The sequence below is a fragment of the Streptomyces sp. NPDC055099 genome (genome assembly GCF_053607685.1).
In genome coordinates this window covers 493,933-518,993 of the sequence record NZ_JBSGUA010000002.1, presented here as the reverse complement: position 1 = coordinate 518,993, position 25,061 = coordinate 493,933, and the positions used below count along the sequence as shown (strand labels likewise).

The window sequence follows — 25,061 nt, the reverse complement described above, 5'->3', positions numbered from 1 at the left end:
CGCAGCATGGCAAGCAGCACTGTTCGGCCGGCATCGCAGGATCACCCCGAAGAAGACGACGTGGCCCGGCGGTTGCTCGACTCGGCCGCCGAGCTGGCCTACGACCCGGCCGTCGAAGTGGACTGGGAGACCCCCCTCGACCGGGACTTCCACGGCGCGAGCCCGGAATGGTGCTCCCTGTACGGCACGGCCTACTGGCAGGAGATGACCGAGGCGCAGCGCAAGGAGCTGACGCGGCAGGAAGCCGCCTCGGTGGCCAGCACGGGCATCTGGTTCGAGATGATCCTCCAGCAAATGGTGCTCCGCGACGTCTACATGAAGGACCCGGCCAGCGACGAGGTGCAGTGGGCGCTCACCGAGATAGCCGAGGAGTGCCGGCACTCGATCATGTTCGCCCGCGGCGCCCGGAAGCTGGGCGCGCCCGCCTACCGGCCCAAGCGGTTCGCGATGGAGCTCGGCCGTGCGTTCAAGACGGTGGCCTTCGGCGAGGCGGCCTACGCCGCGATCCTCGTGGCCGAAGAGGTGCTGGATGTCATGCAGCGCGACTGGATGCGCGACGAGCGTGTCGTGCCGTTCGTCCGCACGATCAACAACATCCATGTCGTCGAGGAATCCCGGCACATGAAGTTCGCCCGCGACCAGACGACCAAGCGGCTCTCCGGGGCGGGCCCGCTGCGCCGCCAGATCAACGCCTTCGTCGTCGCCATCGCCTCGTACTACATCGTCACCAGCATGGTGAACCCCAAGGTGTACGAGAACGCCGGGCTCGACGAGAAGCGTGCCCTCGCCGAGGCGAAGGCCAACGAACACCACAAGTCCATGATGCGGTCCAGCTGTTCGGGCCTGATGGAGTTCCTGGCCTCCTCCCGGCTGCTCACCAAGCCGGCCCTCGCCTTCTACAAGCGCGCCCACCTCATCTGAGCCAGCCTCACCGGACCCGAGCGAGTCGAGCCGACGACATGACCTCCTACGCCATCACCCAGACCTGCTGCAACGACGCCACCTGCGTCGCCGTCTGCCCGGTCAACTGCATCCACCCGACCCCGCAGGAAAGGGCGTTCGGCAGCACGGAGATGCTGCACATCGACCCGGCCACCTGCATCGGCTGCGGCGCCTGCGCCGACGCCTGCCCGGTCGAGGCGATCTTCCCGGTGGACAGCCTGCCCGCCTCCCAGCGGGAGTACGAGGCGATCAACGCGGCGTACTTCGCGGACCGGACGCCCGAACCGGCCCCGGACGGCCCGAACTTCCACGCCTGGGACGAGCCGTCCTTCCCGCGGGTCCTGCCCTCGGACTTCGCGCCGCTCAAGGTCGCCGTCGTCGGGACGGGACCGGCCGGGATGTACGCGGTCCAGGACCTGCTCCTGCACACCAGCGCCGAGGTCACCCTGATCGACCGGCTGCCCGTCACCGGCGGGCTCGTGCGTTTCGGGGTGGCGCCGGACCACCCCGCCACCAGGAAGGTCGGCGACACCTTCACGCGGTTCCACACGCATCCAAGGGTGCGGATGCATCTCGGTCTCGACGTGGGCGCCGACGTCACCGCGCAGGAACTGGCCGCCCATCACGACGCGGTCATCTACGCCGTGGGCGCGTCGGCCGACCGCACGCTGTCCGTGCCGGGCGAGGATCTGCCCGGCAGCATCTCCGCGAGGGCCTTCGTCGCCTGGTACAACGGCCACCCGGATGCGGCGCCGGACGCGATCGACCTGTCCGCCGAGCGCGTGGTCGTCGTCGGCAACGGCAATGTGGCCCTCGACGTCGCCCGCATCCTGCTCGCCGACCCCGACAGCCTCGCCCGCACGGACATCGCCGGGCACGCGCTCGCGGCGCTGCGGTCCGCGAAGGTGCGCGAGGTGGTCCTGCTCGGACGGCGGGGCCCCGAGGACGCCGCCTACACCAAGTCCGAACTGCTCGCCCTCAAGCACGTGCCCGGCCTGGACCTGCTCGTGGACGACCACGACCCCCGGATCGCCGCCGCCATCGACGAGGCGGACCGGGCCACCGACCCCAAGAGCAGGGCGGCCCTCCTGCGCGGCGTCACGCGTGAGCCCGTCGACTGGGCGCAGGCACCGGCCCCGGGGCGGCGCATCGTGCTCCGCTTCCACTCGGCCCCGCTGGAGATGGTCGGCGACGAACGCCTCCAGGGCGTGCGCGTCGCCGAGGCGTCGGGGGAGCGGACGATCGCGGCGGGCATGGCCCTGCGCGCCATCGGCTACCGCGGGGTGCCGGTCGCCGGACTGCCCTTCGACGAGGCCACCGGCACCGTCCCGCACGAGGGCGGCCGGGTGGCCGGACGGCCCGGCACCTACGTCGTGGGCTGGATCAAGCGGGGGCCCAGCGGTGGCATCGGCGCCAACCGCACCTGTGCCGCCGAGACGGTCACCACGCTCCTTGCCGACGCGGTCGCGGGCGCCCTGCCCGCCCGGCAGGGCGCCCCCAAGGCCTTCCACCGGCTCGCCCGGCGCCGCAACGGAAAGAGGAGCGCCGTGCTCAGCCGGTAGAACGGCTCACTTCGCGCGGTCCTCGGCCAGGGTGTGCGCGACCAGGGCGTTGGCGTGTCCGTGCCCCAGACCGTGATCGGTCTTGAGCCAGCCGACGAGGTCCATGTGCTTGGTCAGCGCGGAGGAACGGATGAGGTCCTTCCACTCCGCGATCGGACGCCCGTACTTCTTCTCGATGGAGGGGAAGTAGCTGGCAGGGCCCTTGGTGGCTTCGGTCATGGTGACGCCGTCCCGTCTCGCGGAGTGTTGTTGTCAGTTAGACGGGCGGGACGCGATCAAGTCATCGGCCGGCCGGAGTGCCGTGGGTCACACTCCGGCCGGAGCTTTCTGCGATTGGCGGGGCCCGAGGGCCGGGCTTAGCCTGAGAGCAGTGAACGCCGCCGTTCACTGCCGAACCGATTCACCGGCACTCTCATGACAGGCCCGCGCACGACACCCCCGGAGCCTGCCGCCTCCCCGGAGCGGGGCAGCGGCAGCGGTATCGCACTCCTCGTCATCGCCTCGTGCCAGCTGATGGTGGTCCTCGACATCACCATCGTGAACATCGCGCTCCCGCACATCCAGACCTCGCTCGGCTTCTCCACCGAGACCCTGTCCTGGGTGATCAACGCCTACACGCTGACGTTCGGCGGTCTGCTGCTGCTCGGCGGGCGCCTCGGCGACATCCTCGGACGCCGCAGGGTGTTCATGTTCGGTGTCCTGCTCTTCGTCTTCGCCTCACTGCTCGGCGGACTCTCCCAGGAATCCTGGCAGTTGCTCGCGGCGCGCTCGCTGCAGGGCGTCGGCGGAGCCATCGCCTCGCCGACCGCCCTCTCGCTGATCACCACGACCTTCCGCGAAGGACCCGAGCGCAACCGCGCGTTCGGCGTGTTCGCGGCCGTCTCCGCGGGCGGCAGCGCCATCGGTCTGCTGGCGGGCGGACTGCTCGTGGAGTGGCTCGACTGGCGCTGGGTCCTGTTCGTGAACATCCCCATCGGACTGCTCATCGCCTTTGCCACACCCCGCTACATCCGCGAGTCCGAGCGGCACCCGGGGCACTTCGACATCCTCGGCGCCCTCACCTCCACGGTGGGCATGGTGCTGCTCGTCTACGGCTTCATCCGTGCCTCCGAGGACGGCTGGAGCGACAGCGTGACCCTCGCGGCCTTCGCGGCGGCGGTCATCCTGCTCGGTCTGTTCCTCGCCGTCGAGCGCCGCTCGAAACAGCCCATCACGCCCCTGTGGATGTTCCGCGACCGCAACCGCGCCGGTGTCTACGGGATGATGCTGTGCCTGGCGGCGGCCATGTTCGGCATGTTCTTCTTCCTGACGCTCTTCGTGCAGAACATCCTGGACTTCAGCCCGCTGCGCGCCGGTCTGGCCTTCCTGCCGGTGAGCGCGATCATCGCGGTCGGGGCGGGGCTCGCCTCGCAGTTGCTGCCCAAGTGGGGGCCCAAGCCCTTCATGGTGGTGGGTGCGGTGCTCGCCGCCGCGGGGCTGGGCTGGCTGACGCTGACCGACGTCGAAAGCACGTACGCGGGAAGCCTGCTCGGACCCATCCTCGTCTTCGGCTTCGGCATGGGCATGCAATTCGTGTCGCTGACGCTGATGGCGGTGTCGGGCGTGGAATCGCGGGACGCCGGAGCGGCTTCGGGGATTCTCAACGCCACCCAGCAGGTGGGCGGTTCGCTCGGCCTTTCCGTCCTCGTCACGGTCTTCGGCACGGCCAGCCGCAACGAGGCCACGGACCAGGTCCCCCGCTTCCTGGCGGAGGCGACCCGGGCCGAGCAGCTCCAGTTCCGCAGGACGGGGGAGCTGCCGGGGCGCTGGGGTGACCAGGTCCTCGCCTCGGGCATCTCCGGCTCCTTCATCGCCGCGGCCGTCTTCGCCGTCGTCGCCGCGTTGATCGCCCTGCTGGTCATCCAGGTGCGGCCCGCCGACCTGGAGCGCCTTCAGGGTGGCGGCATGCCGCTCGCGCCCGCCGCGGACACTCCGGAGCGGGACGCGGGTGAGGGTTCCCCTCCCCGCGAGGGCCCTCCCGCGCCCGACTGAGACCGCCCCTGCACAGGCCCGCGCGGCGCCCGCCGACTAATGGCCTGATTCCCTTGGTGTGCACGTGAGTTGATTGCGGGCAGACGTAGTATGACCAGCCGATCGGGGACGGGGTGGTGGGGGCGGCGCGGGGCAAGGACCCATGGAGACGGGCTTGGACACGGACACCGATTACCGCTTGCTGGGCCCTGTCGAGGCATGGCGTGCGGGCCGCCGCCTCAGTCTCGGCGGACCCAAGCCGCGGGCACTCCTCGCGGCGCTGCTCCTGGAGCCGGGGCGCGTGGTGTCCGTCGACGCGCTGATCGACGCCATCTGGGGCGAGAGACCGCCGGACACGGCACGCTCCCTGATCCAGTCCTACGTCTCCGCGCTGCGCCGCGCGCTGTCCGCCGATGCGATCGAGACCCGGCCGCCCGGCTATCTGATCCGCGCGGACGCCACCTTCGTCGACCGCGTCGAGTTCGAGCGCCTCGCCGTCCAGGGCAGACAGGCGGCCGCCGAAGGGGATCACGGCGCGGCCGCACGGCTGCTGGGGGACGCCCTCGCGCTGTGGCGCGGCCCCGCGCTCGGCGGCATCGGCGGGATCGGCGAGACGTTGCGGGCCATGGCCGTCCAGTTGGACGAGGCGCGGCAGGCGGCGCTGGAGGAGCGGATCGCCGCGCAGCTCGCCCAGCCCGGCCGCGAGACGGAACTGGTGGCCGAACTCACCGCGCTGGTCGCCAGGCACCCCACCCGGGAGCGGCCACGCGGCCAACTGATGCTCGCCCTCTACCGGTTGGGCCGCCAGGCCGACGCGCTCGCGGTCTACGCCGAGGGCCGCGACGTCCTGGCCCAGGAGCTCGGCATCGATCCCGGCCCCGACCTCAGACGGATGCACGAGGCGATCCTGCGGGCCGACGAGGACCTGCTGCCCGCCGAACCGGGCACCCCCGAGCCCACCACCGGCTCCCGGGACGCCGCCGCTGTCCCCGTGGCGGCCCTTCTGCCACCCACCATCGGCGACTTCACCGGCCGGGACGCACAACTGGCCGACGTACGGGCCGCGCTGTCCGGGCCCCGCGAGGCCATGCCGGTCGTCGTGCTGTCCGGACCCGGCGGCGTCGGCAAGTCGGCCCTGGGGGTGCGGGCCGCGCACCAGGTCGCCGACGCGTACCCGGACGGGCAGCTGTACGCCGAACTGCGGGGCGCCACGGACCCGGTGGCACCCGGCGAAGTCCTCGGCCGGCTCCTCTACGCCCTGGGCGCCGACCCGCCCGACGGGGACGCCGAGCGGCGCGACCTCTTCCGCAGCCTGGTCTCCGGACGCCGCGTCCTGCTCGTGCTCGACGACGCGGCCAGCGAGTCCCAGGTACGCCCGCTGCTCCCCGGCAGCGCCACCTGCGGGGTGCTCATCACCGCGCGGGCCCGCCTCGGCGCCCTGCCCTGTACGCACCGCACCGATCTGGACGTCCTCGACACGGAGCCGGGCACCGAGCTTCTCGGCCGTGTCGCCGGGGAGCGGCACGTCAGGGACGAGCCGGACGCCGTCCGGCGCATCGTCGAGCTGTGCGGCGGGCTCCCGCTCGCCATCCGCATCGCGGGCGCCCGTCTGACCACCCGCCGCCACTGGACCGCGCGCATGCTCGCCGACCGGCTCGCCGACGAACACCACCGCCTGGACGAACTCGCCGTCGGTGACCTGGAGGTCCGGGCCGGCCTCGGCATGAGCTACCGGGCCCTGGACGCCCCCGCCCGCACCGCCCTGCGCCGCCTCGGCCTGCTCGCCGCACCCGATGTCGCGGCCTGGGTGGTGACCGCCCTGCTCGACGTGCCGGAGGCCGAGGCCGACCGTGTCGTCGAGCAGCTCATCGACGCGCAGCTCCTGCACTGCACCGGCGTCGACCGCGCAGGCCAGCCCCGCTACCGGCCCCACGACCTGGTCCGCGTGTACGCCGCCGAGCGCGCCGACGCCGAGGATCCGCCCGCCGAACGGGCCGCCGCCGTCGGCCGCGCGCTGGGCGCCTGGCTCTGGCTCACCGGCCTCGCCGCGTCCGCCACCCCCTCGGGCGCCGTCGAACTGCACCGCGGGCTCCTCGACTCCACCAGCCCGAACGGCTCCGCCCGCTCCCTGCGGCAACTCGTGCGGCCCGTCGGCCCCGAAGCCACCCAGCGGGCGCTCGCCGACCCGGCCGCCTGGTTCGAGGCGGAAGCCGACGCGATAGCCGCCGCCGTCGAGCGCGCGGCCGCCCTCGACCTGCACACCCTCTCCTGCGAGGCCGCCGCGGCGCTGTGCTCCTCCGCGTACACCGTCGGCAACCGTTTCGAGGCGTGGTGGCGCACGCACGACGCGGCACTGGCCGCGGCCCGCCGCGCCGAGGACCGGGCGGGTGAGGCACTGCTGCTCATCGGTCTCGGCCAACTCCGTTACGAACAGGACCGGTTCGCCGAGTCCCAGGGCTACTTCAAGCAGGCGGCCGGGCTCTGCGCCGAACTCGGTGACGTACGCGGACAGGCCGCCGCGTTCGCCGGGCTCGGCAGCGCCCTGCGCGAGGCGGGGCGGCTGCGCGCGGCACAGGAGACGCTGGTGCGCGCCGTCGACGGGTTCCGCGAACTCCACGACGACCCGGGCCTGGGTCTGTCCTGCCGCTACGCCGGGTCGGTCCAGCTCGAACTCGGCGACTTCGCGGCGTCCCGCTCCTTCCTCGACGAATCGCTGCGGGCCTACCGCAGGCTCGGCAGCCGTCGCGGCGAATCACTCACGCTGCGCTCGCTCGGCCTGGTGCACCGCGCCCTGGGCGAATACGCGGCGGCGGAGGAGCTGTCGGGGCGCGCGGTGGACCTGCTGAGCACGCTTGGCGACCCGCTCATGCTCGCGTACGCGAGGCAGGCGCGGGCCAAGTCCCGCATCAGGCTGGGGCGTTCGGCCGAAGCAAGGGCCGAGATCCGCGACGTACTCGACATCTGCCGCGGCCAACGCGACCGCTTCGGCGAAGCCCTCGGCATGCGCACCCTCGGCGAGTGCGAGCTCGCCGAGGGCCGCCTGGACGCCGCCGAACAGCACCTGACCGCGGCCGCCGACCTCTGGAACGACCTGGGACTTCCGCTTCCGCGCGCCCGCACCCTGCGCGATCTCGCGGCGGCGCGCGAGGCCGCGGGGGACCGGGCGGCGGCCAGTGCGCTGCGTGCCGAGGCACGGGAGGTCTTCACCGCGTACGAGGCGCGTGAGCGGAACGAGCCGGGGCTCTAGGACTTCGGGCCGCCTGAAACGGCGGTCCTGCAATCCGCTTGTCCCGGACTTGCAGAGAATTTGCAGCGGCCTGCGTCACGCTGTGGTTGTCGGCGGGTGAACACGCCGGCGGCAACGGGGGAACGCAGTAAACAACGGGGGACTCAGCGGAATTCATCGGGGGAAGCACGGGGGAAGGCCACTGATGCCTCGTACGGCCCACACCACCGACACCGTCGGTCGTGTGGGCCGCTCGTCGCGTGGCGCCCTGCCAGGGCACGGAGGGGACTTCGGGGCCGGGCGGCAGCCCGTCCCCGGAGCTGTGCCCGCCGTCGTCGCCACGAAGGGGCAGACATGTCGTCGATCATCCTCATGAACGACCCCAGAGTCGTCGGCATTCCGGTCCACGACTGCGGCGAAGCCCTCGTGGACCTGCGTCAACTGCCCTTCGTGGACGTCGACGACCGCCTCGCCGACGACGACGGGGCCTACGCCCAGCTGCGCGAGGGCGTCGCCTGGCGCCTGGCCCGCGCCGCCCGGCTGCTGCCCGAGGGCCTGCGCCTCCTGGTCACCGAGGGATACCGGCCGCTGGCCCTGCAGATCCAGTACTTCGAGGAGTACGCCGCCGAGCTGAGGAAGGCCAACCCCGACTGGTCGGACAGCTACCTCCAGCGGCAGACGAGCCGCTCCCTCTCGCCGCCCGACGTGGGTCCGCATGTCGCGGGAGCCGCCGTCGACCTCACCCTGCGCACCGCGTCGGGCACTGAACTCGACCTCGGCACCCCGGTGAACGCCAGCCCCGAGGAGAGCGACGGAGCCTGCTACACGGACAGCGCCCTGATCTCCCCGGCGGCCCGCCGCAACCGCCGCACCCTCACCGCCGCCCTCGCCACCGCGGGCCTGGTCAACTACCCCACGGAGTGGTGGCACTGGTCCTACGGCGACCGTTACTGGGCCCTTGCGACCCAGGCCCCCAGCGCGCGGTACGGGCCCGTGACGATGGACGTCCCGGCGCCCTGATCACCGGCACACCTCACCCGAAGCGGGCGACGTGCGGCGGGCCGCCGGATCGGAGGGTGCCCGGCAGGAGAGAGCTTCCTGCTACGGAGAGGACACCGTCATGCCGATCGCCGGTGCGGCACGGCCGCTGACGGGGCGTGTGATCAAACAGCTCGTACACGTCACCATCCTCGACATGTCGACACGGCTGGCGGCGCAGGCGTTCCTGGCCGCGCTGCCCATGCTCATCGCGGTGGCCTCGTTCACCCCGGAGGCCGTCCGGCGCGAACTGCTGCGCTCGCTGCGCTCCATGGTGGGCTCCGGCGGGCCCGTGGTGGCGCAGGCGGAGGGGGTGCTCGGCGGCGGGGACACCGCGACGCACAGCTGGGGCGCGGCGGGCGTGCTGGTGGCGCTGCTGTCGGCGACCGCCTTCACCCGGGCCCTGCAGCGCACCTGCGAACGCTCCTGGGACCTGCCCCGCGCCGGTGTGCGGCTGGTGGCCTGGCGCTGGGCGGCCTGGCTCCTCGTATGGGTCGCGATGCTGATCGTGCAGGGCCTGTTGTACCGGGCCTTCGGAGCGGGCCCCGCCCTGGGGGTCCCGCTGCAACTGGTGGCGTCGGTCCTGATGTGGTGGTGGACCCAGCACCTGCTCCTCGTCGGCCGCGTCCCCTGGCTGCCCCTGTTGCCGGGGGCGCTGCTCACGGGCACGGGCGCGGTCTCGTTCTACGCCCTGTCAGGGCTGTGGCTGCCGCGCGCGCTGCGGGTGAGCGAGGGCCGCTACGGCGCGCTCGGCTCGGTCTTCACCGTGCTCTCCTGGCTGATCCTCTACTTCACCGTCGTCGTGTTCGGCATCGCCGTCGGACGGACCCTCGCCCAGGAGGACTGGGCGCGACGACGGCTGGGCGGAACGAGCGGCGCCTCACGCTGACACGGCGGCCACCCGGCCCTTGCGCACCGCCGCGGCCAGCGCCCGGTGGTCGCGCTCGTTCTGGTCGGCGTACGCCTCCGCGAACCGTGCCAGGGCCTGGTCGAAGACGTCGGAGTCGCCCAGATAGGCGGCGACGGCGATCCGGTCGCCGGAGCGCGCGTGCGCCCGGGCCAGGGTCGCCCCGCACATCCGGCCGAACAGCCGCATGACGTCGGGGGTCATCAGCTCCGCCTGCGGTATGGCCTTCCAGTCCCGCAACTGCCGCAGATAGAAGTCGCGTTCACGGCCGTCGAGCCCCTCGACCCGCTCCCAGCCCAGGAACATGTCGCTGGTCGCCTGCATCAGACGCTGTCCGGTGACCACCCGCTCCCCCTGGTTGAGGTGGCTGCTCGCGCCCGCGAACTCCGCGAGCACCGACGGCTGGGCCTCCTTCGCCTGCAGCAGGAGCGGGTCGGAGTCGTCGCGGCCGAGCAGCAGGATGATCCAGCAGCGGGTCCCGACACTGCCCACCCCGACCACCTTCCGGGCCATGTCGACCACGCGGTACTGCGCCAGGAGCGCCCGCCGGTCGGCGGACAGCGTCAGCGCGTACCGGTCGACCAGTTCCCGGAGCTGGTGCTCGAGCTGCTTGCGCTCGACCCCCGGCATGAGGTCGTCGAGGGGAGTGATCAGGGGCGGGTCGGGTGCGAGCCGCAGCTGGCCGTCGACCACCCGGGCCAGCTTCTCCAGGGCCTGGAGATGGTCGCGGGTGCGGGCCTTGCTGAACGTCTTGGACACCCTTCGCCGCGTGCGCGCGTCGAGCTTGGCGGACATCAGGGCGTGCAGATCCTGCGCGTCGATCCGCGAGTACCACACGGCGAGCGTCCGCATCCGGGCGAACTCCCTGATCGACTCCCGGTACGAGCGGACCGTCGCACGCACCACCCGGGCCCGCTCCGAGCGCTTGAAGCCGTTGTCGCGCCCCGCGATCACAAGGCTGACGACAAGGCGTTTGACGTCCCACTCCCACGGTCCGGGCAGCGTCTCGTCGAAGTCGTTGACGTCGAACATCAGATGCCGCTCCGGTGAGGCGAGCAGCCGGAAGTTCAACATGTGCGCGTCCCCGCACAGTTGGGCCCGCAGACCGCTGTCCGGAGTGCGGGCCAGATCGGTGGCCATGATGGCGGCCGCTCCCCGGAAGAACCGGAACGGCGACTCGAGCATGCGGCCGTAACGGATCGGCACGAGCTCCGGGAGCCTGCTCGCCGACTGCCGCTCGATCACGTCGACGGGGTCGGGGCGGTCCGGCGCGGGGGTGTACTCGGCGTGGTCGGACCGCCGGGCACGGGACCGGCCGGCCCGTCCCAGGGCCGCCCGCTCCCGCGGGGTGAGGTGAAGATGCGTGGTCTCGGTCATGGCGCGCTCCCTCCAGGCGCTGAGGACTCTGGGGGCGGCCGGGCGCTCCGGCGTCACCCCGCCGGTGTGAGGTCGCCTTCCAGGGGTGAGGCCCGGCGGGCGCGGGGGCCGCAGACTGAGAGGCATGGAACCGACGATGCGAGGACAGCGATGGCTGGCCCGTGCGTCCCTGGCATCCGCCGCTGCCGCGGTGCTGGTGCTCGGAGTGTTCGCGGGTGTCAAGACCTTCGCCCTGCTGGGCGTGGGGCTCGCGGGCCTGGCGATCACGGCCGCCGCGGTCTGGTGGATCCTCAGCAGGCGGGGCCTGCCACGGATCCTCGCGGTGCTGCTTGCCGTCACCGCTCCGGTCTGGGTGCTGGTGGAGTACACCCAGGCCCGGCTCACCTGGGTGGTCCTGCTGTCCGGCGGGCTGTGGCTCCTCGCGGCGGGCACGGGCCGCGCGGCCCTCTTGCGGCACAAGGCCCCCGAGCCGATGCCGGAGCGTCCGGCCGCCACGTTCCGCCATCCGGTGCTGATCATGAATCCGCGCTCCGGGGGCGGCAAGGTGGACCGGTTCGCGCTGCGCGAGCGGGCGGCCGCGCTGGGGGCCGAGGTGGTGCTCCTGGAGGGAAGCGGCGAGATCGATGTGGCGGCCCTCGCCCGCAAGTGCGCGGCCGAGGGCGCCGACCTGCTCGGCGTCGCCGGCGGGGACGGCACCCAGGCGCTGGTCGCCGACGTCGCCGCCGCCCTCGACCTGCCGTTCCTGGTGATCCCGGCGGGCACCCGCAATCACTTCGCGCTCGACCTGGGCCTGGACCGCGACGATCCGTCGACGGCCCTGGACGCCTTGAACGACGGCGTGGAGCTGCGGGTGGACCTCGGCCGGGCCGGCGGGCGGCCCTTCGTCAACAACGTGTCGTTCGGCGCCTATGCCGAGGTGGTGCAGAGTCCGGCCTACCGTGACGGCAAGACACGCACCACCCTCCAGCTGCTGCCCGACCTCCTCGTGGGTCACAAGGGCGCGCGGCTGACGGCGCGTGCCGGGGAGCATGACTTCACGGACCCGCAGGCACTGCTCGTGAGCAACAACCCGTACGGCACGAACGACATCGCAGGCCTTGGCCGCCGCACGCGCCTCGACGGCGGGGTCCTCGGCTGCGTCGGCGTCCGGGTCACCAGCGGCGCGCAGGCCGCGGGGCTGCTGCGCGGCGGGTCGGCCACCGGACTGACGCGGGCGACGGCCACCGCCGTGGCCGTCGACGCCGACCAGGAGGAGATCCCGGTCGGCATCGACGGCGAGGCGGTGCGTCTGCGGACCCCCGTGCACTGCGAGGTACGGCCGGGAGTTTTGCGCGTGGTCGTGCCCCGGCTGCGGCCGGGGCTGTACCGGGAGCGCCCGCGCCTGGACTGGCGGCTGCTCGTCAGGCTCGGGCTGACCTCCACCGCACCGGCGCCCTCCGCTACATAGGCGCCCCGTAGACCTTGTGCGCCTGCCGGTGCCCGTACGTGGCCAGGGACCAGATCACCAGGACGTCCATGGCGATGATGATGGCGGACCACACCGGGTAGTACGGCGTGAAGAAGAAGTTCTGCAGGGCGCTGAGCGCCGCGACGCCGATGCCGACCGCGCGGGCCCAGGTCTTGCCGGAGAAGATGCTGAACGCCGCCGCGAGGACCAGGGCGCCGACAAGCATCTGGATCCAACCGCGGACGTTGACGTCGAAGTCGAAGGGGTAGTCGTTCTGCGATTGGTAGAAGTTGTCGTCGAGGATCGCGGTGAGTCCCGCGATCGCGTGGAACGCGCCGATGATGCCCAGCAAGCACACCGCGAAGACGACACCGCCGACGGCGACCGGATTGACACGGGGCTGTGGTTCGGGCGGGTTGGAACGCGACTGGCCCGGTGACATCTGCTCAGTCATGTCGAACCTCCTCCTGGGTGAATCCGGAGCATCCCGCCTGGTGTCACCCGGCCGGTTCACCCGCAAGGGATGACTCCGGAGCCCCAGGTGGCGGCACCGTCACCCGCACAAGGTGATGCCGCAGTCCGTGCTGCCGCGAGAATGGCGGCCGATGGCAGAGCCGTCGCACAGGAGGTGGCGCCATGGGCGGGGCACAGCAAGGCTCGGGGCCCGAACCGGCAGGGACCCCACCTGGCGGCGCCGATTTCGAGATCCGCGTGCGGGGCCGGATCGGTGAGGCCTTCCGCTCGGCCTTCGGCGAGATGACGGTGGTGCTGCGCCCGGCCGAAACGGTGTTGATGGGCGCGGGACTCGACCAGGCCGCGCTGTACGGGATTCTCGACCGCATCCAGGCGCTGGGCCTCGAACTCATCGAGGTGCGCCGATTGCCGGAGGCAGGCGTCTAGAACGAGTTCCAGGCAAATAGAGCCGAACAGCCTCTTTCGCCGCCGTGGTGGCGGACCCACGGTGTAGGGACAGTAAATATGCCCTGCACATGGGGAGGTGAGGGGCATGTCCGCGGCGCTGTGCACGGAGCCGGGAAGTGGTTCGTCGAGAGCGGTGGGTGAAGTCTCCGCCCTGCACGGGTGTTTGAGTGTGCTCAGCCGGGAGGCGCGGACGGCCGACTCGACCATGACGACCTGCCTGGTGTGGGTCGCGGGCACCTTGGTGCGGATCGCCGGGGACGTGGGCGATGTGCGCAGCGCGGGAGCGCTGGTGAGCGAGGCGGCGGCGGTGCTCGCGCTGGTGCCCGTGCAGTCGGAGCGACCCACGGAGCTGCCCACGGAGCGCTTGACGCAGCGTGAGCTGGTGGTGCTGAGCCGACTCCAGCAGGAGGTGTCGCTACGGCAGATTGCCGACGGCTTGTACGTCTCGGTGAACACGGTCAAGAGCCACGTCCGCTCCGTGTACCGCAAGCTGGGCGTGTGCTCCCGGGCCGAGGCCGTCCGCAGCGCCCGCGCGCTGGGGCTCGTGTAGACGCCTGCCGGTGACGACGACACCAACGGACGTACCCCTCATAGGAGTTGGAGCTCGCGGGCGCGTCGGACCGCCGCTGAGCGCCGGGTCACGGAGAGCTTGCGGTACACGCTCTTGAGGTGTGTCTTCACCGTGTTCACCGAGAGGTACAGCTCCTCGGCGATCTCCTCGGTGGTCATCATCTGCGCGAGCCGGTCCAGGACGTCGCGCTCCCGTGCGCTGAGACGCTCGGTGATCGCCGGTGTGGCGGTCGCGAGGGTGAGCGTCGGGTGCGCGGCCGACTGCGACGGCGTGGCGGTGGCGGTGGCGACCTTGTGGCGGGCGGAGTCGAGCAGCGGCACGCACGCCGGTGCCAGGGACCGCAGCACGGGCCGGGGCAACCGGGAGGTGGCCACCACCTCACCGACCGAAGCGGTCGCCGAACCGTCCTGCTCGGCCGCCGTGGCAAGCGCGGTCACCAGGGCGTCGACATCGGAGAGGAAGGCGTCGGGCCGTCCTCGCAACACGGCACGGGCGGCGCGCAGTTCGAACTTGGCCCGGCCCGGCTCGGCACGCGCGAGCTCGACCCACGCGCGCACCAGATGCAGGGACGCCTGCCCGCGCTCGGCCACCGCCCAGGTCGGCAACGACGGCTGGGTGGCCTGGGCGGCGAGTTCGTCGGCGGCACGGAAGCGGCCGCGCAGGGCTTCGAGGAGCGCGAGGTCGACGAGGCAGTCGCGGCGCAGCGCGCCGTTCCCGGCGGCCCCCGCCGCCTTGAGCGCCCCGGTGAGGGATGCCTCGGCCGCCTTGAGGCTGCCCGCCCGCAGCTCGCCGCCGCCGCGGATCGCCAGCGTGAGCGCGATGATCTCAGGGTGGCGCGCCAGGGCCGCGTGCGGCAGCCGCGCGAGGGCGGACTGCGCGTCGGCCGCCGCCGCACGCGCCTCCGACGGGTTCAGGGAACGCTGCTGTTCCATCCGGATCAGGGCATGGGCCAAGCGGCACCGGGCCGTGCGCTCCTCGTCCGCCGGCAGGTCGGCCAGCAGACCGTCGGACAGGTCGAGATACCGGCGGCACAGCGGGTCGTCGTCGCGCGCGCGGGCGACCGCCGCGGCGAGCAGCGCGGGCTCGGGGTCCCCCGTCGACGAGGGTTGGGGCGGCCGTCCGGTCAGCTCGGCCGGCAGCCGCAGCCTGGTGAGGCCGAGCACCTGGCCGATCGCCAGACGGTCCACGATCAGCCGGCCCGTCTGGTCCCAGTCTCCGGCGGCGAGCAGGTGCCGTACGGCGTCGCCCAGCAGACCGTGCTCACCGAGCCAGGCCGCGGCGCGGCGGTGCAACGGGGCGACCAGGCCGGGCTTCTCGTGGCGCAGGCACATCCGCAGGACGTCGGCGAACATCTGATGGCAGCGGTACCAGCCCTGGCCGACGGGCTGCAGGAACGAGTTCTCCCGGACCAGGGAGGCGAAGTGCAGGCCCGCGTCCTCGCCCGAGAGCTCGACCGCCAGCTCGGCGTTCACCCGGTCGAGAACGCTCGTCGTGAGCAGCAACCTGCGCATCCCCGCGGGCTGCAGGTCGAGGACCTCCTCGACGAGGTAACTGGCGATGGCCTCGTCGTCGCCCGCGAAATGCGCCACGAACCGCTCGGGATCGCTCTGCTTCTCCATGGACATCGCGGCGAGGCGCAGTCCCGCCGCCCAGCCGTCCGTACGCCGCCGCAGCGCGCTGACCGTCTGCTTCGGCACGTCGATCCCGTGCTGCGCGAGGAGCGCCGCCGTCTCCTGGTCGTCGAAGGCCAGGTCGCCGGTGCGCAGCTCGGTGACCTCGTTGGTCAGCCGCCCGCGGTGAAGATGCAGGGGAGGGTCCCGGCGGGCCAGCACGATCAGATGCAGCACGCCCGGCAGATGCCGCAGGAGGCTGCTGACGCCTTCCGCGATCGGGGAGCCGGGCGCGGGCTGGAAGTCGTCGAGGACCAGGACGACCTGCTCGCCGCACCTGTGCAGATCGGCGGCGAGCGCCGCCACGATCAGCGGTTCCGCCTGCTCGCCGTGGGGTTCGGGAAGGTCGAGGCCCGCCGCGCGCAGCGTGTTGATCACGCGCGGCCAGAAGACGCGGGACTGCTCGGACCGGCCGTCGCAGGTGACCCAGGCGAGCGGTCCGGGCAGTCGCCGGGTGTGTGCCCACTCCAGGGCCAGGGCCGTCTTGCCGGCGCCGACGGGACCCACGATCACCGTCAGCGGACCGAGGGCGCCGCGCGCCAGGCGGTCGGTCAGCCGGGGCCTGGGGACGATCCAGGTCGGCACCGCGGGCGCCGTGCCGACGGATGCCGCGGCCGGGCGGGTGTCATGGGAAGGGGGTGAGCACTCGGCCATGGACGGCACCTCGCTCTCGGAGCAAGTGGTGCGGCTGCGGCAAGTATGGGGCGCATAAGGAGGCGCGAACGCACGGCAGGCGCCATCTCACCCGGGTGAAGTTCCCGGGGGAGACGGCGCCTGAAGGAGCGCCCGGCCCGGAGTGCCGGGCCGCTCGGTCACTGCGGCTGAAGTGCCGCGATCAGCTCTTCCTCCCGGTCCTTGGTCAGGGAGGTGCGGATGACGGTGGGGTTGAAGGGGCGTACCGCGTCACGGACGCGGTCGGGCGTGGAGCGGCGGACGAGGGCGAAGACGGCGGCACGGCCGGGTTCGAGGGTGCCGGCGATCTCCTTGACGAAGGCGTCATTGATGCCGACGTCGCTGAGCTTGCCCGCGACGGCGCCGGTGGCGGCCCCCACCGCGGCACCGAACACCGGCATCAGGAAGAGCAGCCCGAACAGCGAGCCCCACAGGGCGCCGCCGGCCGCGCCGGTGGCCGTGGTGCTGAACGTCTGGCTCACATGGATCTTGCCGTCCATGGTGCGCCAGGCGAGCGCCGCGTCCTCCAGGTCGAGCAGTTCCTGGCGGGACAGTTCCTTGGAGAGCCGCAGCACGCCCTCCGCCTTTTCCTTGTCCGCGAATCCGAGTACGACGAGATCGGCCATCAGGACCTCCTGCGTTGGTTGCGGGTCGTCGGGTCCGGCCGCACCGAGGGGGTGACCGGGTCGCCCAACTTCTGTGCCATTGCGGTGAGTTCGGCAAGGACGGGGGACAGGGCCTCATCTGTGAGGAAACCCTCGGCGACGGGGACGGCACCCGCGTCGCGCAGGGCCTTGCGCAGGTACTTGGCCCAGACGTGCTCCAGGAGGACGAAGGCCGCCGCGGCCCCGGGGTCGAGGGATTCGCCCATCTCCCTGATCTCGTCCAGGGTCAGCCCGAAGGCGTTGCCCTCGGCCAGGCTCGGGTAGGCCTCCTCCGCGGCCCGGACCTCCTCGGTGGTGATGCCGAGCAGCGCGGCGACCGTCTCGCCCATCCCCTCCGCCTGGAAGTCCAGGGAGAAGAGAGTGCCGCCGGGTTCCTTGCGGACGAAGAGCATGTCGAGGACGCGGATCTGTCCGTTCGCCTCGAGGATCGCCAGCTCCTCGATGATCCGTCCCTCGAACTTGGCGTCGGGTCCGAACTCGACCGCCAGGAGTTGTACCGGTCCGATCCCAGCCATCGTGTCTCCTCTCGGGGGATTGCCGCCGTCACGTCCGTCATCACAGCGTCGGCACCCGGGGCGGCGCGTCACCCGCCGCAGGTGAGGGAAGCGGGCGCGGGCGCCGTGACGGTGGAAGGCGGAGGTGCGACGCCCATGACGCAGCAAGAGACGCCAGACGGTGACACCCGGGACAGCGGAACCGAGGCCGAACTCAGGCGCCTGCGCGCCGAGGTCGGCGAACTGCGTGCGCGCGCGGGCACCGAGCGGCGGCGCCGGGTGCGGCTGCTGGCCGTCCGGCGCGTCGTCGCTGCCGTGCTGATCGCCCTGGTCGCCGTCCTCGCGGTCACCTCGATCGTGGGGGTGTGGGGAGCGCGGACCACGCTCAACACGGACCGCTGGATCGCCACGGTGGGCCCCCTGCCCGAGGACCCCGACGTGAACGCCGCCGTCTCCACGTATCTGGCGCGCGAGATCTTCGACCAACTGGACGTCGAGCAGCGGCTGTCCGATGCGCTGCCCCCGCGTGCCTCCTTCCTCGCGGCGCCGGTCACGGGCGCGGTCCACGACTACGTGCGCGACTCCATCTCGAAGCTGATCGCCAACGACCGGTTCCAGGAGATATGGCGTGCGACGAACCGCCGCGCCCACGAGCGGATCGTCGAGGTACTGGAGAAACGCAACGAGAACGTGCGGGTGGACGGTGACACGGTCACCCTGAACCTGCTGCCGGTGGTCAACAACGTACTGCGCTCTCTCGAGGAGCAACTGCCCACCATGTTCGGCAAGAAGCTGGACCTGCCGCCCCTCTCCTCGGGCGAGATCCCGCCGGGCCTGCACGAGCGCATCGAGTCGGCGCTCGGCGTGTCGCTGCCCGAGAACTTCGCGCAGATCCGCATCTACAACCGGGGCGAGCTGGGCCAACTCCAGGAGAGCGTGCTGCTGTTCAAGCGCGCGGTGGTGGGCCTGGTGATCGCCGTGCCGGTGCTGCTCGGGCTCGCCCTGTGGATCTCGCCCCGGCGGCGGCGCACTCTTCTCCAGCTCGGGCTGTGGCTGGTGGTGACCGTCACGGTGCTGACGACCGTGCTGCGGGCGGTCCGGGACCAACTGCTCGGCCAGGTACCGGACGGCGTCTACCGCGACGGGGTGCGGGCGGCGATGTGGACGGTCTTCGAGACCCTGCGCGAGCGGGGCGACCAGTTGCTGTGGCTGGGTGTCGCCATCGCCGTTCTGGCGTACCTGGTGGGGCCGGGGCGGCTGCCCAAGGCCCTGCGCCGGTACGTGGCGCAGGGCGCGCGGGCCACGGGCCACTTCCTGGCCAAGGCCGGCGACCGGGTGGACGGTGCGCGGGTGCGGCCGTGGGTGGCCCGGCACGCCGACGTGCTGCGGGTGGCCGGTGTCGCCGTGGCGGCCCTGATCGCGCTGCTCCTCTCGTCGTGGACCGGACTGTTCGTGACCGGCGCGCTGCTGGCCGCGTACGCCATCGCCATCACCCTCGTCGCGCACGCGGCAGGCGGCCCCCCGGAAGGCTCACCCCCGGAAGGTGAGGCGGGTCCGGGGCCCCTTGCGAAGACTGGCGCATCCGGTTGACCGAGGCAGGGAGACGCGCATGAAGACGCGGACGCACGCCGGGCGGATCGGAGCGATCGGTGACGGCAGCGCACGGTCGCGCCTGTGGGGCCCGTATCTGAGCGAACGGCAATGGGGCACGGTCCGCGAGGACTACAGCCCCGGCGGCGACGCCTGGTCCTACTTCCCGCACGACCACGCGCGTTCACGTGCCTACCGCTGGGGCGAGGACGGCCTCGGCGGCATCTGCGACGACAAGCAGCGCCTGTGCCTGGCCCTCGCCCTGTGGAACGGCCGCGACCCGATCCTCAAGGAGCGCGCCTTCGGTCTCACCAACGGCGAGGGCAACCACGGGGAGGACGTCAAGGAGTACTACTTCTACCTCGACAGCACCCCCAGCCACTCCTACCTGCGGTACCTCTACAAGTACCCGCAGGCGGAGTTCCCGTACAACGACCTCGTGTCCGTCAACCGGGACCGCACCCGCCAGGAGTTCGAGTACGAGCTCATGGACACCGGAGTGTTCGACGAGGACCGGTACTTCGACATCACGGTGGAGTACGCCAAGGCCGACCACGACGACATCCTGATGCGGATCACCGTCGACAACCGGGGCCCCGACGAGGCGACCCTGCACGTGCTGCCCACCCTGTGGTTCCGCAACACCTGGTCCTGGGACGATCAGCACGACGAGCGGGGCGCGCCACGGCTGCGGGCCGTCGAGGGGCCGCACCCCACGATCCGGGCCGACCACCCCGAACTCGGCAGCTACGCCCTGCGGTGCGCCGACGGGGTCCCGCTGCTGTTCACGGAGAACGAGACCGACAAGGAACGTCTCTTCGGCTCGCCCAACGCCTCCCCCTACGTCAAGAACGCGATCGGCCGGTACGTCGTCGAGGGGGAGGAGAGCGCGGTCAACCCGGAGCTGGAGGGCACGAAGGCCGCCGCCCACCACACACTCAGTGTTCCCGCGGGAGGGTCGCAGACGCTGCGGCTGCGCCTTGGCCCCGCGGATGCGAAGCTCTCCCTGACGCGGGGCTTCGACACGGTCTTCACCGACCGCATCGCCGAAGCCGACGCGTTCTACGGCGAGTTGACGCCCGAGCGGGCGAGCGAGGACGAGGCACGCGTACTGCGCCAGGCCCTGGCCGGCATGCTCTGGTCCAAGCAGTACTACGCCTTCGACCTGGAGAAGTGGCTCAGCGAACACGACATGACCCCATGGAGTCCGCCGCGGCCGGGGCTGCGCAACGGCGAGTGGTTCCACATGGTGAGCGACGACATCGTCTCCATGCCGGACAAGTGGGAGTACCCCTGGTTCGCCGCCTGGGACCTGGCCTTCCACGCCGTGGGCCTGTCGGTCGTCGACATCGGCTTCGCCAAGGAACAGCTCGAACTGCTGCTGCGTGACGCCTACTTGCACCCCAACGGCCAGATCCCCGCGTACGAGTGGAACTTCGGCGACGTCAACCCGCCCGTGCACGCCTGGGCCGCGTACTTCGTCTACACGGTGGAGAAGGGCACGACCGGCCAGGCCGACCGGGCTTTCCTCGAACGCACCTTCCAGAAACTGCTCACGAACTTCACCTGGTGGGTCAACCGCAAGGACCCCGGCGGCCGCAACATCTTCCAGGGCGGCTTCCTCGGCCTCGACAACATCGGCGTCTTCGACCGCAGCGCCCCCCTGCCCACCGGAGGCACCCTGGAACAGGCGGACGGCACCGCGTGGATGGCGCTGTACTGCCAGTCGATGCTGCAGATCGCGCTGGAACTGGCCGAACACAATGAGGCCTACGAGGAACTGGTCCTCAAGTTCGTCGAGCACTACCTGTGGATCGCCGCCTCCATGGACCGGGTGGGCGACCTCCACGACGAGCTGTGGGACGAGGAGGACGGCTTCTTCTACGACGTGCTGCGGCTGCCCGACGGAGAAGCCGTCCAGCTCAAGGTCCGCTCCATGGTGGGGTTGCTGCCGCTGTGCGCGTCGACCGTCTTCCGGCCGGACCAGCTGGAAGGTCTTTCAGGGCTCAGTGACCGGTTGCGCCGGTTCGCCGAGCGCCACCCCTCGCTGTCGGTGACGCTGACCTCGGCGCAGGCCGGCACGGCGGGCGGTCCACGGCTGCTGTCCGTCCTGGACGAGAAGAAGCTCGTGCGCGTGCTCGCCCGGCTCCTGTCGGAGGACGAGTTCCTGAGCCCGTACGGGATCAGGGCGCTCTCGCGCCACCACGCCGAACACCCCTACACGTTCTGGGTGCACGGCGAGGAGTACAAGGTCTCCTATCTGCCCGCCGAGTCGGACACCGGCATGTTCGGCGGCAACTCCAACTGGCGCGGCCCGGTCTGGATGCCGATGAACGCCCTGGTCATCCGCGGGCTGATCAACCTGTACGGCTTCTACGGCGACGACTTCACCGTCGAGTGCCCGACAGGATCGGGAGTCCACAAGAACCTGTACGAGGTCGCCGAGGACATCGGCTCCCGCCTCACCCGGATCTTCCTGCGCGGCGAGGACGGCCGGCGGCCCGTGTACGGCGGCCAGGCGAAATTCAGGGACGACCCGCACTGGCGCGATCTGATCTCCTTCTACGAGTACTTCCACGGCGACAACGGCGCGGGACTCGGCGCCTCGCACCAGACGGGCTGGACCGGTCTGGTCGCGGCCCTGATGAAGATCTTCGGCGCACTCGGACCGGACGACTTCCGTTCCGGCCCCGTGAGGAGGCAGAACCGATGACCCAGTTGCCCGCGCAGCCCGTCGTGCACGAGGTCAACACCCGCGTATGGCTGCGGGAGACCGCCCGGCGCACCGGGGGTCCGGCCGACCTGGCGGACGTGCCCAAGGAGGCCTGGGACGAGATCACGCCCGCCGGGGTCGACGCCGTCTGGCTGATGGGCGTGTGGGAGCGCAGCGCGCGAGGGCGCGCAATCGCCCTTCAGGACCCGGCGCTGCGCGGCGCGTTCGCCGGAGCCGTCCCGGACATCGGCGAAGAGGACATCGCCGGATCGCCGTACTGCATCCGGCGTTACGAGGCCGACGCGGCGCTCGGCGGCCCGGCGGGGCTGGCCGCGGCCCGGACCGAACTCGACCGCAGGGGAGTGGGGCTGCTGCTCGACTACGTGCCCAACCATGTGGCCCCCGACAGCCCTTGGGTGGACGAGCACCCCGAGTACTTCGTGCAGGGGGACGCGGAGGACGCCCGGCGCGACCCGGCCGGGTTCCTCGACACCGGGAGCGCCGTGCTCGCCCGGGGCCGCGACCCGTTCTTCCCGCCCTGGCCGGACGTGGTGCAGCTGAACGCCTTCGCCCCCGCCCTGCGGCGGGCGACCGCGGAGGTGCTCGACGGCATCGGCCGGGTCTGCGACGGGGTGCGTTGCGACATGGCGATGCTCCTGATGAACGACGTGTTCGCGCGGACGTGGGGCGAGCGGGCCGGGCCCGTGCCGCGGGAGGACTTCTGGCCCGAGGTGGTCACCGCCGTGCGCCGCCGTCACCCCCACATGGTCTTCGCCGCGGAGGCGTACTGGGACCTCGAATGGGCCCTGCAACAGCAGGGGTTCGACTTCTGCTACGACAAGCGTCTGTACGACCGCGTGCTGAACGAGAGCGCCGAGTCGGTCAGGGCGCATCTGCGGGCCGACGAGCAGTACCAGCGCGGACTGGTCCGGTTCCTGGAGAACCATGACGAGCCGCGGGCCGCAGCGACGCTCCCCCTGGCCAAGGAGCGGGCGGCGGCCGTGCTGATCGCCACGCTGCCCGGCGCGACGCTGTGGCACGAGGGCCAGTTCACCGGACGCCGGGTCCACTTGCCGGTCTTCCTCGACCGCCGCCCCGACGAGCCGGCGGACCCTTCCCTGAAGGCGTTCTACGAGCGGCTCCTCGCGGGCGTGCACCGCAGCGGCATGCGGACGGGACAGTGGCGGCTCCTGGACGCCGAAGGCTGGCCCGACAACGACTCGGGCCGTGACCTGATCGCCTCGTCCTGGACCGGTGAGTCGGGCAGGTTCCTGACCGTGGTGAACCTCTCGGAGCACCAGGCACAGGCACGCATCCGGCTGCCCTGGAGCGATCTGGGGCCAGGCGCCTACGAGTTGGTCGGGCTCCTCGACGCCGAGCGGTACGAGCGTTCGGGGGCGGAGCTGACGGCGGACGGGCTCTATGTCGACGTGCCGCCCTGGGGCACGCACCTGCTCTCGGTCGTCGCGACGGGCTGACCAGGATCAGCTCTCGTCGTCGGCGGGCGGGTCCGCCGGGGCCCAGTCCGTGCCGTGCTCCGTGCGGAACGCCTCCACGGCGGCTTCCACGGTGGGGTAGAAGCGGTACGCGTGGAAGGTACGGCCAAGGCCATAGCGCTCGACCTTGCGCCGCACCGGGTCCTTGAGCTCGGCGAAGACCAGGTCCACGCCCAGCTCCCGCAGAGCCGAGTCCAGCTCCTCCAGGACATCCGCAGCGGTGGTGTCCACGTCGGTCACCGGTTCCGCGGCGATCAGCACGCGCCGCGTGGCCGGTTCGGCATGGGCGTAGCGCAGGACCTCTTCGCGGAACGACTTGGCGTTGGCGAAGAACAGCGGGGCGTCGAAGCGGAAGATCACCAGGCCCGGCAGCCGTCGGGCGGTCGGGTGCGACCGTACGTCGTGGTAGCCCTCCAGGCCGGAAACCCGCCCGAGGATGGTGCTGTACGGCCACCACGCGCGCCGGAAGACGTTCAGGATGGACAGGCCCACCGCGACCGCGATCCCCGGCAGGACACCCAGCAGCGCCACCCCGAGGAACGCCGCGATGCAGAGCCAGAACTCCGCCTTGCGCTGACGCCACAGCCGCCTCGTGCCCGCGAGGTCGGCCAGCGACAGCGAGGCCGTGATGACCACGGCGGCGAGCGCGGGCTGCGGCAGATCGCGGAAGAGCCCCGGCAGCAGCACGAGCATGAGGACGATGAGACCCGCGCCGACGAGCCCGGTGAGCTGCGTCTTGGCCCCGGCCCGCTCGGCCACCGCCGTACGGGAGCCGCTGGTGCTCACGGGGAACCCCTGGAACAGGCCCGCGGCCATGTTCGCCGTGCCGATCGCGATCATCTCGTCGTTGCCGCGCACTTCTTGGCCGGTACGGGCCGCGAAGGCGGACGCGTTGGAGATGGTGTCGGCCAGGGACACCAGGGCGATGCCCAGCGCGCCGATGAACAGCGGACCCAGGTCGTCCCACCCGATGTGCGGGACCGTGAACGGCGGCAGTCCTTCGGGAAGGTTGCCGACGGTCTTCACGCCGTGCTCGTCCAGGTCGAGGACGACGGAGACGGTGATGGCCAGCACGACCATGACGAGGACGGCCGGGACCTTCGGCATCAGCCGCTGCAGCAGCAGGATGACGAGGATGCAGCCACCGCCGACCGCGAGGGCGGCCGGCTCCGTCGCCCCCTCCGCCAGCCCCCGGACGAAGGCCTCCACCTCGCCGACGAGCCCGTCGGCATCGATGGAGAAGCCGAACAGCTTCGGCAACTGCCCGATGAGGATGGTCAGGGCCAGGCCGTTCATATAGCCGATCATGGTCGGCCTGGAGATGAGGTCGGCGACGAAACCGAGCCGCGCCACCCCCGCGAGAAGCGTGATCGCGCCGACCATCAGGGCGAGCACCGAGGCGAGCGCGACCGCGCGTCCGCTGTCCCCGTCCGCTGCGAGCAGCGGCAGGACCGTCGCGGCGATCATCGGGCCGAGGGAGGAGTCGGGGCCGAGCACCAGGACGCGCGAGGGACCCGCGACGGCGTACGCGAGCAGGCACAGCACAGAGGTGTAGAGACCGGTGATGGGCGGCAGACCGGCCAACTCCGCGTACGCCATGCCCTGTGGCACGAGCAACGTGCTCAGCACGATGCCCGCGACCACATCCTTGAGCAACCACTCCCTGCGGTAGGTCCGCAGAGTCCTGACCCCTGGTGGCGTCCCGCGCACACGCACCGGCCCCTCACCTCTGTCCGGCGCGCTGGTGCGCCCGTCCGTCA

19 protein-coding genes are annotated in these 25,061 nt (G+C 71.7%); 12 read left to right on the top strand and 7 right to left on the bottom strand.

What is annotated here, in order from left to right; genetic code table 11:
- Positions 1-6 precede the first annotated feature (6 nt).
- Both ACWFRU_RS06775 and ACWFRU_RS06770 read left to right on the top strand, forming a co-directional pair.
- Entirely contained in the window at positions 7-921 is a 915-nt protein-coding gene (locus tag ACWFRU_RS06775) for an AurF N-oxygenase family protein (protein WP_453685027.1), read from the top strand.
- A 38-nt stretch (positions 922-959) separates the two neighbouring features.
- A complete protein-coding gene (locus tag ACWFRU_RS06770; protein WP_453685026.1) occupies positions 960-2,504 on the top strand; it encodes an FAD-dependent oxidoreductase in 1,545 nt (514 codons plus the stop codon).
- 6 nt (positions 2,505-2,510) lie between these two features.
- Here the strand turns inward: ACWFRU_RS06770 and ACWFRU_RS06765 are convergent, their stop codons facing one another.
- The gene (locus tag ACWFRU_RS06765) at positions 2,511-2,723 is read right to left on the bottom strand and encodes a DUF4287 domain-containing protein (RefSeq protein ID WP_453685025.1); all 213 of its coding nucleotides are present in this window, start codon (positions 2,721-2,723) and stop codon (positions 2,511-2,513) included.
- Between the two features lie 195 nt (positions 2,724-2,918).
- Here ACWFRU_RS06765 and ACWFRU_RS06760 point away from each other — a divergent pair, with 195 nt between their 5' ends.
- The 4 genes from ACWFRU_RS06760 to ACWFRU_RS06745 all read left to right on the top strand — a co-directional run bounded on the left by ACWFRU_RS06760 (position 2,919) and on the right by ACWFRU_RS06745 (position 9,667).
- Positions 2,919-4,535: an MFS transporter gene (locus tag ACWFRU_RS06760; protein ID WP_453685024.1), complete on the top strand. Its 1,617-nt coding sequence runs from the start codon at positions 2,919-2,921 to the stop codon at positions 4,533-4,535.
- 154 nt (positions 4,536-4,689) lie between these two features.
- Entirely contained in the window at positions 4,690-7,761 is a 3,072-nt protein-coding gene (locus ACWFRU_RS06755) for a BTAD domain-containing putative transcriptional regulator (RefSeq protein ID WP_453685023.1), read from the top strand.
- A gap of 333 nt (positions 7,762-8,094) precedes the next feature.
- On the top strand, positions 8,095-8,760 hold the full coding sequence (locus ACWFRU_RS06750) for a M15 family metallopeptidase (RefSeq protein ID WP_453685022.1): 666 nt from the start codon (positions 8,095-8,097) through the stop codon (positions 8,758-8,760).
- A 100-nt stretch (positions 8,761-8,860) separates the two neighbouring features.
- Positions 8,861-9,667 carry a YhjD/YihY/BrkB family envelope integrity protein gene (locus tag ACWFRU_RS06745; protein ID WP_453685021.1) on the top strand — a complete coding sequence of 269 codons (807 nt, stop codon included), beginning with the start codon at positions 8,861-8,863 and terminating at the stop codon, positions 9,665-9,667.
- Here the strand turns inward: ACWFRU_RS06745 and ACWFRU_RS06740 are convergent.
- Complete coding sequence (locus ACWFRU_RS06740) at positions 9,659-11,062, bottom strand: DUF2252 domain-containing protein (RefSeq protein ID WP_453685020.1); 1,404 nt, start codon at positions 11,060-11,062, stop codon at positions 9,659-9,661. The genes ACWFRU_RS06745 and ACWFRU_RS06740 overlap by 9 nt on opposite strands.
- A gap of 124 nt (positions 11,063-11,186) precedes the next feature.
- Here ACWFRU_RS06740 and ACWFRU_RS06735 point away from each other — a divergent pair, with 124 nt between their 5' ends.
- Positions 11,187-12,509, top strand: a complete 1,323-nt coding sequence (locus ACWFRU_RS06735) for a diacylglycerol/lipid kinase family protein (RefSeq protein WP_453685019.1) — start codon at positions 11,187-11,189, stop codon at positions 12,507-12,509.
- Here ACWFRU_RS06735 and ACWFRU_RS06730 read toward each other — a convergent pair.
- Entirely contained in the window at positions 12,502-12,963 is a 462-nt protein-coding gene (locus ACWFRU_RS06730; RefSeq protein WP_453685018.1) for a DUF7144 family membrane protein, read from the bottom strand. The genes ACWFRU_RS06735 and ACWFRU_RS06730 overlap by 8 nt on opposite strands.
- 182 nt (positions 12,964-13,145) lie before the next feature.
- On the opposite strand from ACWFRU_RS06730, the gene ACWFRU_RS06725 reads away from it, so the two are divergent.
- Positions 13,146-13,409 (top strand): hypothetical protein, encoded by a 264-nt coding sequence (locus tag ACWFRU_RS06725; RefSeq protein WP_363205870.1) that lies wholly within the window; start codon positions 13,146-13,148, stop codon positions 13,407-13,409.
- Between the two features lie 106 nt (positions 13,410-13,515).
- Entirely contained in the window at positions 13,516-13,980 is a 465-nt protein-coding gene (locus ACWFRU_RS06720) for a response regulator transcription factor (protein ID WP_453685017.1), read from the top strand.
- A 38-nt stretch (positions 13,981-14,018) separates the two neighbouring features.
- Here the strand turns inward: ACWFRU_RS06720 and ACWFRU_RS06715 are convergent, their stop codons facing one another.
- The 3 genes from ACWFRU_RS06715 to ACWFRU_RS06705 form a co-directional block, all read right to left on the bottom strand.
- Positions 14,019-16,325, bottom strand: coding sequence for a LuxR C-terminal-related transcriptional regulator (locus ACWFRU_RS06715; RefSeq protein WP_453685016.1), 2,307 nt, complete (start codon positions 16,323-16,325; stop codon positions 14,019-14,021).
- Between the two features lie 158 nt (positions 16,326-16,483).
- Positions 16,484-16,969 carry a DUF1269 domain-containing protein gene (locus tag ACWFRU_RS06710; protein ID WP_453685015.1) on the bottom strand — a complete coding sequence of 162 codons (486 nt, stop codon included), beginning with the start codon at positions 16,967-16,969 and terminating at the stop codon, positions 16,484-16,486.
- On the bottom strand, positions 16,969-17,523 hold the full coding sequence (locus tag ACWFRU_RS06705; protein WP_453685014.1) for a DUF1269 domain-containing protein: 555 nt from the start codon (positions 17,521-17,523) through the stop codon (positions 16,969-16,971). Before ACWFRU_RS06705 ends, ACWFRU_RS06710 begins: the two co-directional genes overlap by 1 nt.
- Positions 17,524-17,658: 135 nt before the next feature.
- Between ACWFRU_RS06705 and ACWFRU_RS06700 the strand changes: the two genes are divergently transcribed.
- From ACWFRU_RS06700 to ACWFRU_RS06690, 3 genes are read left to right on the top strand one after another with little or no spacing between them, the layout of a single operon-like run.
- Positions 17,659-19,092, top strand: a complete 1,434-nt coding sequence (locus ACWFRU_RS06700; protein ID WP_453685013.1) for a hypothetical protein — start codon at positions 17,659-17,661, stop codon at positions 19,090-19,092.
- A 19-nt stretch (positions 19,093-19,111) separates the two neighbouring features.
- Positions 19,112-21,805, top strand: coding sequence for an MGH1-like glycoside hydrolase domain-containing protein (locus tag ACWFRU_RS06695; RefSeq protein WP_453685012.1), 2,694 nt, complete (start codon positions 19,112-19,114; stop codon positions 21,803-21,805).
- Positions 21,802-23,283 carry an alpha-amylase gene (locus tag ACWFRU_RS06690; protein WP_453685011.1) on the top strand — a complete coding sequence of 494 codons (1,482 nt, stop codon included), beginning with the start codon at positions 21,802-21,804 and terminating at the stop codon, positions 23,281-23,283. Before ACWFRU_RS06695 ends, ACWFRU_RS06690 begins: the two co-directional genes overlap by 4 nt.
- Positions 23,284-23,289: 6 nt before the next feature.
- Here ACWFRU_RS06690 and ACWFRU_RS06685 read toward each other — a convergent pair whose 3' ends face one another.
- Entirely contained in the window at positions 23,290-25,017 is a 1,728-nt protein-coding gene (locus tag ACWFRU_RS06685; RefSeq protein WP_453685010.1) for a SulP family inorganic anion transporter, read from the bottom strand.
- Positions 25,018-25,061 lie beyond the last annotated feature (44 nt).

What these genes read in the sequence shown, in the direction of transcription:
- ACWFRU_RS06770 (WP_453685026.1), top strand. Translation starts at nt 960, where the DNA reads ATGACCTCCTACGCCATCACCCAGACCTGCTGCAACGACGCCACCTGC.
- ACWFRU_RS06700 (WP_453685013.1), top strand. Translation starts at nt 17,659, where the DNA reads ATGACGCAGCAAGAGACGCCAGACGGTGACACCCGGGACAGCGGAACC.
- ACWFRU_RS06775 (WP_453685027.1), top strand. Translation starts at nt 7, where the DNA reads ATGGCAAGCAGCACTGTTCGGCCGGCATCGCAGGATCACCCCGAAGAA.
- ACWFRU_RS06720 (WP_453685017.1), top strand. Translation starts at nt 13,516, where the DNA reads ATGTCCGCGGCGCTGTGCACGGAGCCGGGAAGTGGTTCGTCGAGAGCG.
- ACWFRU_RS06725 (WP_363205870.1), top strand. Translation starts at nt 13,146, where the DNA reads ATGGGCGGGGCACAGCAAGGCTCGGGGCCCGAACCGGCAGGGACCCCA.
- ACWFRU_RS06750 (WP_453685022.1), top strand. Translation starts at nt 8,095, where the DNA reads ATGTCGTCGATCATCCTCATGAACGACCCCAGAGTCGTCGGCATTCCG.
- ACWFRU_RS06690 (WP_453685011.1), top strand. Translation starts at nt 21,802, where the DNA reads ATGACCCAGTTGCCCGCGCAGCCCGTCGTGCACGAGGTCAACACCCGC.
- ACWFRU_RS06745 (WP_453685021.1), top strand. Translation starts at nt 8,861, where the DNA reads ATGCCGATCGCCGGTGCGGCACGGCCGCTGACGGGGCGTGTGATCAAA.
- ACWFRU_RS06740 (WP_453685020.1), bottom strand. Translation starts at nt 11,062, where the DNA reads ATGACCGAGACCACGCATCTTCACCTCACCCCGCGGGAGCGGGCGGCC.
- ACWFRU_RS06715 (WP_453685016.1), bottom strand. Translation starts at nt 16,325, where the DNA reads ATGGCCGAGTGCTCACCCCCTTCCCATGACACCCGCCCGGCCGCGGCA.
- ACWFRU_RS06710 (WP_453685015.1), bottom strand. Translation starts at nt 16,969, where the DNA reads ATGGCCGATCTCGTCGTACTCGGATTCGCGGACAAGGAAAAGGCGGAG.
- ACWFRU_RS06735 (WP_453685019.1), top strand. Translation starts at nt 11,187, where the DNA reads ATGGAACCGACGATGCGAGGACAGCGATGGCTGGCCCGTGCGTCCCTG.
- ACWFRU_RS06730 (WP_453685018.1), bottom strand. Translation starts at nt 12,963, where the DNA reads ATGACTGAGCAGATGTCACCGGGCCAGTCGCGTTCCAACCCGCCCGAA.
- ACWFRU_RS06705 (WP_453685014.1), bottom strand. Translation starts at nt 17,523, where the DNA reads ATGGCTGGGATCGGACCGGTACAACTCCTGGCGGTCGAGTTCGGACCC.
- ACWFRU_RS06695 (WP_453685012.1), top strand. Translation starts at nt 19,112, where the DNA reads ATGAAGACGCGGACGCACGCCGGGCGGATCGGAGCGATCGGTGACGGC.
- ACWFRU_RS06760 (WP_453685024.1), top strand. Translation starts at nt 2,919, where the DNA reads ATGACAGGCCCGCGCACGACACCCCCGGAGCCTGCCGCCTCCCCGGAG.
- ACWFRU_RS06765 (WP_453685025.1), bottom strand. Translation starts at nt 2,723, where the DNA reads ATGACCGAAGCCACCAAGGGCCCTGCCAGCTACTTCCCCTCCATCGAG.